The sequence below is a fragment of the bacterium genome, assembly GCA_035549195.1.
GTDB lineage: Bacteria > Oederibacteriota > Muellerivitia > Muellerivitales > Muellerivitaceae > DASZRK01.
The window spans coordinates 1-1,662 of record DASZRK010000006.1; the positions used below are offsets into that span (position 1 = coordinate 1).

Genomic DNA, 1,662 nt, shown 5'->3' on the forward strand with positions numbered 1-1,662 from the left:
AGGACGGCCAAGGCTGTTCACCACGGAGGGCACAGAGAGCACGGAGAAGTCTTCAAGTCAGCCATCCCGCAAGGGCGTAGCCCTTGGTCCTTCGGACCTGGGGCCGATACAAGGGCCAGAGGGAAAGCGACCGCCTTCCCCCTGGCCCCTGATCGACCCCCGGAGGGATGGCCTTGAGCGTCCACTTCGAGCGGCTTGGTGGTGAAAGACGGATGCTGTCTCCGTACCTCCGAGGCTCCGTGGTGAGGACTCTGCTTCGAGCAACTTGGTGGCCTTGGTGAGCCCCGAAGGCGCTGGTGGTGAAAAAATTCCGGCGCCGGCCCGTTCAGGCGGGTTGAGGCTCCTCCTGTCCTTCTTTCCTTTCGTTCCTTCTTTTTTCCAATTCCTTATCGATCTCCTCGACACAAGGTCCGCAGAAATACCATCCGTCGCGGTCTAGGATGGTCCGGCCGAGGACGCCCTGGGTCTGGCAGAAGTCACAGGCTTGGAACAGGGATAAGTGGGTGGTCGGGTTCATGTCCGCTCCTTCGTTCGTTGTCGGCCCAAGGTAGGAGCGGCCGGTTAAATAACGGTGACGGCCCCTGGAACGTTCGGTTACAATGAATTTTTCCAAGAACATTCCTTCGAAATGTGAAAGGTTTTGGGCGGAATGACCCCTTTTTCCCAGCGGCTGAAGAGCGCCATCCAGAGGACCCACGGCTGTCTTTGCGTGGGGCTCGACGTGGACCTGGAAAAACTGCCCAAGGACCTGCCGAGGAACGGGGAAGGCGCCCTCCGCTTCTGCCGGGCCATCATCGACGCCACCCGCGATCTGGCGGTGGCCTACAAGCCCAACCTGGCCTTCTTCGAGTCCCTGGGGGTCCAGGGTTTCGAGATCCTCGAGCTCCTGCGCCAGTCGGTGCCCCATGACGTCCTTTTCGTGGCCGACGCCAAGCGGGGCGACATCGGCAACACGTCCCAGGCCTATGCCAAGGCCTTCTACGGCCTCCTCAAGGCCGACGCCCTGACCCTTTCCCCTTATATGGGGAAGGATTCGGTGGAGCCCTTCCTCGACCATCCGGGAACCTGTTCCTTCGTGCTGTGTCTCACCTCCAACCCCTCCTCGGCCGATTTCCAGACCCAGGTCCTGGAAGGCGGGGAAAAGCTCTATGAAAAGGTGGCCAAGACCGCGGTGGAGTGGGGCAAGGGCAAGAGGGGCGAGGTCGGCCTGGTGGTGGGCGCCACCCAGGCGCGGTCCCTGGCGGACCTGCGGAAACTGGTGCCGGACACGGTCTTCCTGGTGCCGGGTGTGGGCGCCCAGGGCGGCGACCTGGAAGGCGTGCTGAAGGAAGGCCGGTCGAAGGACGGCTTCGGGTTGCTGGTGAACGTATCGCGGCAGGTGCTTTATGCGTCCAATGGGAGCGACTTCACCGACGCGGCGCGGGAGCAGGCGAAAAAGCTGGTGGCGGCCATGAAGACGTACTTCTGAACATCACCGCCAAGACGCTAAGGCCTTTCACCACGGAGACACGGAGAACTCGGAGAACGGCTGAGACCCAACTTGAACCACGGGTCGCTTCGCGACGCACGGAGGGCACAGAGAGCACGGAGAAGTCTTCAAGTCAGCCATCCCGCAAGGGCGTAGCCCTTGGTCCTTCGGACCTGGGGCCGATACAAGGGCCA

Annotated in this window: 2 protein-coding genes; one reads left to right on the forward strand and one right to left on the reverse strand. The window is 62.2% G+C overall.

Features of this window, described 5'->3' with window-relative positions; all coding sequences use genetic code 11:
* Positions 1–325 precede the first annotated feature (325 nt).
* The gene (locus VHE12_01645; GenBank protein HVZ79486.1) at positions 326–517 is read right to left on the reverse strand and encodes a hypothetical protein; all 192 of its coding nucleotides are present in this window, start codon (positions 515–517) and stop codon (positions 326–328) included.
* A gap of 132 nt (positions 518–649) precedes the next feature.
* On the opposite strand from VHE12_01645, the gene pyrF reads away from it, so the two are divergent.
* On the forward strand, positions 650–1,468 hold the full coding sequence (gene pyrF / locus VHE12_01650; protein ID HVZ79487.1) for an orotidine-5'-phosphate decarboxylase: 819 nt from the start codon (positions 650–652) through the stop codon (positions 1,466–1,468).
* Positions 1,469–1,662 lie beyond the last annotated feature (194 nt).